General features: G+C 61.7%; 9 protein-coding genes. 3 read left to right on the top strand and 6 right to left on the bottom strand.

The window, feature by feature from the left end; genetic code table 11:
• Positions 1-17: 17 nt before the first annotated feature.
• Positions 18-677 (bottom strand): DUF2726 domain-containing protein, encoded by a 660-nt coding sequence (locus EN925_RS18565; protein ID WP_027160404.1) that lies wholly within the window; start codon positions 675-677, stop codon positions 18-20.
• Between the two features lie 165 nt (positions 678-842).
• Here EN925_RS18565 and EN925_RS18560 point away from each other — a divergent pair, with 165 nt between their 5' ends.
• Positions 843-1,391, top strand: a complete 549-nt coding sequence (locus tag EN925_RS18560) for an ankyrin repeat domain-containing protein (RefSeq protein ID WP_027160405.1) — start codon at positions 843-845, stop codon at positions 1,389-1,391.
• Positions 1,392-1,439: 48 nt separating this feature from the next.
• Here EN925_RS18560 and EN925_RS18555 read toward each other — a convergent pair whose 3' ends face one another.
• Together EN925_RS18555 and EN925_RS18550 are read right to left on the bottom strand one after the other, a co-directional pair.
• Positions 1,440-1,967 (bottom strand): gamma carbonic anhydrase family protein, encoded by a 528-nt coding sequence (locus tag EN925_RS18555; RefSeq protein WP_027160406.1) that lies wholly within the window; start codon positions 1,965-1,967, stop codon positions 1,440-1,442.
• A gap of 19 nt (positions 1,968-1,986) precedes the next feature.
• Positions 1,987-2,328, bottom strand: a complete 342-nt coding sequence (locus EN925_RS18550) for a hypothetical protein (RefSeq protein WP_013531336.1) — start codon at positions 2,326-2,328, stop codon at positions 1,987-1,989.
• A 125-nt stretch (positions 2,329-2,453) separates the two neighbouring features.
• Between EN925_RS18550 and EN925_RS18545 the strand changes: the two genes are divergently transcribed.
• Positions 2,454-3,179: a hypothetical protein gene (locus tag EN925_RS18545; RefSeq protein WP_024503873.1), complete on the top strand. Its 726-nt coding sequence runs from the start codon at positions 2,454-2,456 to the stop codon at positions 3,177-3,179.
• A gap of 62 nt (positions 3,180-3,241) precedes the next feature.
• Here the strand turns inward: EN925_RS18545 and EN925_RS18540 are convergent, their stop codons facing one another.
• Together EN925_RS18540 and cysE are read right to left on the bottom strand one after the other, a co-directional pair.
• Positions 3,242-3,445, bottom strand: a complete 204-nt coding sequence (locus EN925_RS18540; protein ID WP_013531334.1) for a DUF3126 family protein — start codon at positions 3,443-3,445, stop codon at positions 3,242-3,244.
• Positions 3,446-3,756: 311 nt separating this feature from the next.
• Positions 3,757-4,605 carry a serine O-acetyltransferase gene (gene cysE / locus EN925_RS18535; RefSeq protein WP_013531333.1) on the bottom strand — a complete coding sequence of 283 codons (849 nt, stop codon included), beginning with the start codon at positions 4,603-4,605 and terminating at the stop codon, positions 3,757-3,759.
• A gap of 147 nt (positions 4,606-4,752) precedes the next feature.
• Here cysE and EN925_RS18530 point away from each other — a divergent pair, with 147 nt between their 5' ends.
• The gene (locus EN925_RS18530; RefSeq protein ID WP_013531332.1) at positions 4,753-5,355 is read left to right on the top strand and encodes a hypothetical protein; all 603 of its coding nucleotides are present in this window, start codon (positions 4,753-4,755) and stop codon (positions 5,353-5,355) included.
• An 85-nt stretch (positions 5,356-5,440) separates the two neighbouring features.
• On the opposite strand, the gene EN925_RS18525 is transcribed toward EN925_RS18530, so the two are convergent.
• Positions 5,441-6,208 (bottom strand): alpha/beta hydrolase, encoded by a 768-nt coding sequence (locus EN925_RS18525; RefSeq protein ID WP_128336786.1) that lies wholly within the window; start codon positions 6,206-6,208, stop codon positions 5,441-5,443.
• Between the last annotated feature and the right edge of the window lie 6 nt (positions 6,209-6,214).

The raw sequence follows: 6,214 nt of genomic DNA, 5'->3' as shown, positions 1-6,214 counted from the left end.
GCGTTGCAAAAGGTCAGCTATTGCGGTGCGGTGGGCTTGTCCACCAGCCTCTCAACCAGTCGCCTGAGTTCCGAAGGTGTCGTGTGACCGCCGACGATCTCATGGTAACTGATGCCAGCACGTCGCAGCGCTTCCTTTTTGACCGCATCACGTGCTGCTGCTGTGCCTTGGTGATGCGCATGGCCTTGGTATTCGAGCGCATGTCGAGGCAGACAAGTCTCGTCCACAAGAAGAAGGTCCACTCGTTTCGAGTTGATGCAGCTGTAGGCGTCAGCGTTCGCGCTGCGCAAAATTTCGCCCAGTGACACTTGGGCCATCACCTGCCATCCCGGATTGCAGCTGATCACCATGCGATCAAGTTCCTTGAAGACGCGCACTTCACTCCTGTTGAGGAGCGGTTGAATAGTGAAGCTCGCACCCATGACGATCCGCAACTGGTCAGCAGGATCAGTCGGTTTCGGTGGCGCGGAAACAGGCTTCGGGGCAACCCATAGGCCGCTAAGAATGTCGCCCCCTCTGCGCTCTCTCGCCCAGCGCCTGCTATTGCTCTCCCTCCATGCCTGCCTCCGTTTCCTCGATAGGAGACGTTCCAAGGCCATACCAATGAAGACGCCAGCTAACAGAATGCAAATTAGCGAAAGAATTTGCTGCGTTTGCTCACTGAGCTGGAATGGCATGCCGGAAAGCTACCTCCGCGATGCAGATTATTATTCAGCGATGACTTATATCAGTGAAATGGTATGCGCATCGTCGACCTACTGGACGCATCGGACGACCGCCTTTCCACGCGCAGGGGATCGGGGCAATATAGGCCGTTGGTTTCCGCCTTCTGGAACACGGCGATGTTGGAAATCCCGGAAGATCGATGCGAGCGTCATCGCCTCTTCAAGGCGATCGACGATGCCTTCAAGGCCGGCGACTTCGACGGCCTCGGTCTAGCCTTGGGCGGCTCTTCCCGATGGTTCGACGAGCGCATGCCGTTTGAGTTCGGCCTTGGGCATCCGCTGGAATATGCGATCTATTGGAGCCCCGTCAGCTTCATCTCGATCTTGCTGGAGGCGGGCTCGGATCCGAATTATCAGGATCATGGCGGGTTTCCGTCCATCATTGCGGCGCTGTCCACCGATCGCGCCAATAGGCTGGACATCGTGCGGGTGCTGATCGAAGCTGGCGCCGACCCCAACATGCGGGGCGTCAACGACTGGACTCCGCTGCACTATTCGGTGGCCATCCGCAGTGTCGATGCGATCCGCCTGCTTTTGGCGGCGGGCGCCGACCCGGCGCTCGAAACCCGCATCGATGACTACAGGACCGCGATCAAGGAAGCCGAGATTGCCGGCTTTGAAGGCGGTGCTTCCTTGCTGCGCGATGCGATGGCTGGGCGCAACTGACGGACAGTGAGTTGAGGCGCTAAGAAACCAGCAAATGCCAGGCTAGCCTCAAACCTTCTTCAACCCCGCCTTGAAGCGCTTGCCGTTGGCGACATAATGCGCCGCCGAGCCGCGCAACCTTGCCACGGCCGCGTCGTCCAGCACCCTGATCGCCTTGGCGGGCGAGCCGACGATCAGCGAATTGTCCGGGAATTCCTTGCCCTCGGTAACCAGCGCACCGGCGCCGACCAGGCAATTCCTGCCGATTTTCGCGCCGTTCAGCACGATGGCGCCCATGCCGATCAGGCTGTTGTCGCCGATCGTGCAGCCATGCAGCAAGGCGCGGTGGCCGATCGTGCAGCCTTCGCCGATCGTCAGCGGAAAACCGGGATCGGTGTGCATGACCGTATGTTCCTGCACGTTGGTGTCGGCACCGATGACGATGGGCTCATTGTCGCCGCGGATGACGGCGCCGAACCAGAAGCCGGCATTGCGTCCGACCCTGACGTCGCCGATCAGCGTCGCATCGGGCGCGATCCAGTTCGAGTCCGCATCGGCGAAGCTGGGCTCTGTTCCATCGATCGCATAAAGCGGCATTTCTGGTCTCCGAATCGTCTCAGCCTGGCAGCTCGGACCCTAGGAGACGGACCGACCATGAGGCAATGGCAAGCACGACGACGCCCAGCGCCAAGGTCCACGCAATTGCCGTGCAGCCGCAGGACATCAGCGCCAACGTTGAAATGCGGCGCTGACGCCGGGCATCGATGGCGTCGTTGACCAGCATGAACGGTCCCGCACAGGCCGTGGCGAGCAGCGAGCGCAAGACATGTGACGGCGACACATAGGGTTCGGTGAAGGCGACCTTGCGGCCCGACACCAGTTCCATGGCCGATCCGGCCAGCCCGCAGGCCGTCAACCCGACGGCAAAAGCAAAGAGTGTGAGTTCCAGCGGTCCCATCTTAACTTTCCGTTTACCATGAAATTGCACAGTCGTTCCATGCAGGCTGCAAGAGCCATGCCGTGCGATGTGTGCCGCCCGGGGACACTGGAGGCGGACGGGCGGCCCGAGATCCGAGGACTGAGATGAAGCAGGCAGCGCTCGCCAACGAACTCACCGTGGTCGATTCCACGCTGATGAAGCGGGTGCTCTACGGGTTCGCGGCGCTCGCCCTGTTGTCGGTGGCGATCAGCCTTGCCGGCAAATGGTTCGGCCATTCGATCGCCATGGCCGGATACACCGACGACGCAACGGCCCACCAGGTGGTGATCGGCAACAATGTCATCACGGTCCCGGCCAATGCCATCCGTTTCGCCCAGGCCCGGCGCGACGGCATCGCCTCGCGGCTCGACCTCTATCTGCGCTATCCCCAGATGGACGGCTACAGCGAGGCCGCGCGGGATGATTTCAACCATACGGGAACAGCCAAAAGCATCGTCTTCCTGTCCTTCGAACAGCAGATGATGTCGCGTGACATGAGCGGCCGCTTCGCGCCGATCTACAGCGCGCTGATCACCCGACCCGGCACTGCCGGGCCTGGCGGCACGATGATTTATGGTTTCAACGAGAAATCAGGCTATCTGAACGAGGTGCTGGTTGTCGGCAATCGCCCCGGCAAGGAGCCGTTCGTGGCCCGTTGCCTGAGCGGGCCGAGTGCCGACCAATCGCTGGCGCCTTGCGAGCGCGACATCCAGGTCGGCGACGAACTCAGCCTCACCTATCGCTTCCCAAGGGAGTTTCTGGGCGATTGGCAGGCGCTCGACGCGGCAATCGCCACCGAAGCCGGGCGCGTTCTGAAGGCGGGACGTTAAGAACGCTTCAAGGGAACCGGCTGGCCGGCCGCATGAGCCGGCCGACCGCAAGATTTGCTGGCTCAGGCCAGATCGATGTCGAGAATCGCCATCGAAAAATTGTAGTCGCCGTCGTCCTCGTCCTTGAAGACGATGCCGAGGAATTCGTCGCCGACATAGACCTCGGCCGAATCGTCCTTGCGCGGCCGCGCCTTGACCTCAAGCTTGGGGTTTTGGAAGACGCGCTTGAAATAGGCGTCCAGCTTTCTGATTTCGTCCGGCTTCAACAGTCTTCTCCGATCATCGGGCTTGCTCGTTCGAACGCGCTTCTGGCACGTCGACAATGGCGATGTAAAGGCAAGCGGCCTGATTAAGGTCTGTTGATATTCACGTGAGGCCGGCCTGCAAATGGCGGTTTCCTGCGCTTCCCCGTTCTACCGCGTCGCGGTAGAACTGTGCTCACGTACCCAAACGTACGCTCCGCTCCGGTTCTCGGAACCCACCATTTTCGGCTCGGCCTGACCTGAATCTCAAAAGACCTTGGGCGAGAACAATCGCCCATGTCTGCCCACGGCCTCAGGCAGCGGACATATGACGGTCAGATGTCGAAACTGACGACCTGATCCATCGTCTGCGACGGCAAAAGCTGGTCCATCTGGCGCGACGGCTGATCGCAGCCGGTCTCGCCGACGACGCGGGCCGGCACGCCGGCAACCGTCTTGTTGTGAGGTACGGGCGACAGCACCACCGAGCCTGCCGCGATCTTCGAGCAATGGCCGATTTCGATGTTGCCGAGGATCTTGGCGCCGGCGCCGATCAGCACGCCGTAGCGGATCTTGGGGTGGCGGTCGCCGCCGGCCTTGCCGGTGCCGCCCAGCGTCACGCCATGCAGGATCGACACGTCATCCTCGATGACCGCGGTCTCGCCGACCACGAGGCCGGTTGCGTGGTCGATGAAGATGCCCTTGCCGATGCGGGCGGCCGGGTTGATGTCGGTCTGGAAGACCGAGGACGAGCGGCTCTGCAGATAGAGCGCGAAATCCTTGCGCCCCTGGTTCCACAGCCAATGCGCCAGCCGATGGGTCTGGATGGCGTGGAACCCCTTGAAATAGAGCACCGGCATGATGAAGCGGTCGCAGGCAGGATCGCGATCGTAATAGGCCTGGATGTCGACACGTACCGTCGTCGGCCACTCCTTGTCGTCGGCCAGCATGGACTTGAAGGTCTGGCGGATGAGATCGGAGCCGATGTCCTGGTGCGCCAGCCGCTCGGCCAGCCGATGAATGACTGCTTCTTCCAGGCTGTCCTGGTTGAGGATGGTCGAATAGAGAAATGCAGCGAGCAGCGGGTCGCGGTTGACAGCCTCCATGGCCTCGTCCCGGATCGAACGCCAGATCGGATCGACCGGCTTCAATGCGCTGTGTCGGGAAATGCTGATGCTGTTCATCGCCGTCTCGTCCTGCGTCCTGCCTGGCCTGCCTGTTGTGCTTGCCTGTTGCCTGGCCGCACATATAAGCCAGATCATAGCACGATTGAACTCAATTTTCCTTAGTGCTTTGTCAAATGGATTTGGTTCGCGGGAATTCAAGCAGCCATGGAAAACGAACCCTTGATCGACGACGCGCTGAAAAGCGAGCTCTCAGGGCTCTACCGGGCACAGGGCCGCCACTACCACAACCTTGCCCATATCGAGGCGATGCTGGCGCTGGCTGGCGACTATCGAAGGTTGCTGGCCGATCCCGAGGCGATCGAAGCGGCGATCTGGTTCCACGATGCCGTCTATGACAGCAAGGCCAAGGACAATGAGGCGCAAAGTGCCGCCCTTGCCGAAAAAAAGCTGGCGGGCCGCGCAGATCCTTCACGTATCAACCGCATCTCGGCAATGATCGTCGCCACCGCCACGCACCAGGTGCCGCCGTTCGACGACGCGACGGCCACACGGGACGCAAGTCTTTTCCTGGATATGGACCTGTCGATCCTGGGTGCCGCACCGGACGCCTTCGACGCCTATGAGCGCGCCGTGCGGCGCGAGTACCACTGGGTGGAGGAGCCGATGTGGCGAGCCGGACGCAGTGCGGTCTTGAAGAGTTTCCTCGCCCGCCCGCATATCTTCCACACGCAAGAGTTTCGCCAGCGCTTCGAACCGCAGGCCCGGGAAAACATCGCGCGATCGCTGGCGGCCCTTGCAAACGGCTAAGGACAATCAGGATAAGCGCCTATCACGATGCCAAGCAGCCTCGTCCCCGACTACGGCACTGCTTCTCGCTGCCCTGGCCCTCCGCTCAGAGCGGATTTTCGGCATAGAACTCCAGCACGCGCTGCTTGAAGGTCTTGTCCCCGACGGCCAGCATATGGTCCCGGCCCTCGATATGAAAAGCGCTGGCGTTCGGCATCAACGCTGCAAGCTCATCGGGCGAGCCGCCTATGTCGTCGGTGGTTCCGACGGCGACCAGCGTCGGCTGGGCGATGCGGGCAACATCCTGCTCGCTCAGCAATTCGCGCGATTTGGCGATGCAAGCCGCCAAGGCACGGCGATCGCTGCGGGTCTGGTCGGCGAAGGCGCGAAACGACCGGCCGCGCGGATGGCTGGTCGCGGCCGGATCTTCGGCAAGCAGCGCGTCGGCAATCGGATCCCAATCGCCGACACCGTCGATCATGCCGATGCCGAGGCCGCCGAAGACCAGCGTCGCCACCTTGTCCGGATCGGACAGCGCCATGAACGCCGCGATGCGCGCGCCCATCGAATAACCCATGACGTGGGCGCGCTCGATGCCGAGATGGTCGAGCAAGGCAGTGGCATCGGAGGCCATCTTGACCGGCGTATAGTCCGCCTCATCATAGCTCTTGGACGACGCGCCGTGGCCGCGATTGTCAAAGGCGATGGCGCGGTAACCGGCATCGTTCAGCGTCTTGAACCAGCCGGGCGACACCCAGTTGACATAGTGGCTCGAAGCGAAGCCGTGGATCATCAGCACCGGATCGCCCTCGCCCGATTCCGGCTGGCGGTCGAGGAAGGCAAGGTCGAAGCCGTCATGGGTGGAAGACTGCATCTGCGA

The sequence above is a fragment of the Mesorhizobium sp. M7A.F.Ca.US.006.04.2.1 genome (genome assembly GCF_004022915.1).
In the GTDB taxonomy this organism is placed as follows: Bacteria; Pseudomonadota; Alphaproteobacteria; order Rhizobiales; family Rhizobiaceae; genus Mesorhizobium; species Mesorhizobium ciceri.
The sequence above is the reverse complement of the archived record's forward strand: the minus strand, read 5'-3'. Positions and strand labels throughout refer to the sequence as shown.

What these genes read in the sequence shown, in the direction of transcription:
- EN925_RS18545 (WP_024503873.1), top strand. Translation starts at nt 2,454, where the DNA reads ATGAAGCAGGCAGCGCTCGCCAACGAACTCACCGTGGTCGATTCCACG.
- EN925_RS18530 (WP_013531332.1), top strand. Translation starts at nt 4,753, where the DNA reads ATGGAAAACGAACCCTTGATCGACGACGCGCTGAAAAGCGAGCTCTCA.
- EN925_RS18565 (WP_027160404.1), bottom strand. Translation starts at nt 677, where the DNA reads ATGCCATTCCAGCTCAGTGAGCAAACGCAGCAAATTCTTTCGCTAATT.
- EN925_RS18525 (WP_128336786.1), bottom strand. Translation starts at nt 6,208, where the DNA reads ATGCAGTCTTCCACCCATGACGGCTTCGACCTTGCCTTCCTCGACCGC.
- EN925_RS18550 (WP_013531336.1), bottom strand. Translation starts at nt 2,328, where the DNA reads ATGGGACCGCTGGAACTCACACTCTTTGCTTTTGCCGTCGGGTTGACG.
- EN925_RS18560 (WP_027160405.1), top strand. Translation starts at nt 843, where the DNA reads ATGTTGGAAATCCCGGAAGATCGATGCGAGCGTCATCGCCTCTTCAAG.
- EN925_RS18555 (WP_027160406.1), bottom strand. Translation starts at nt 1,967, where the DNA reads ATGCCGCTTTATGCGATCGATGGAACAGAGCCCAGCTTCGCCGATGCG.
- cysE (WP_013531333.1), bottom strand. Translation starts at nt 4,605, where the DNA reads ATGAACAGCATCAGCATTTCCCGACACAGCGCATTGAAGCCGGTCGAT.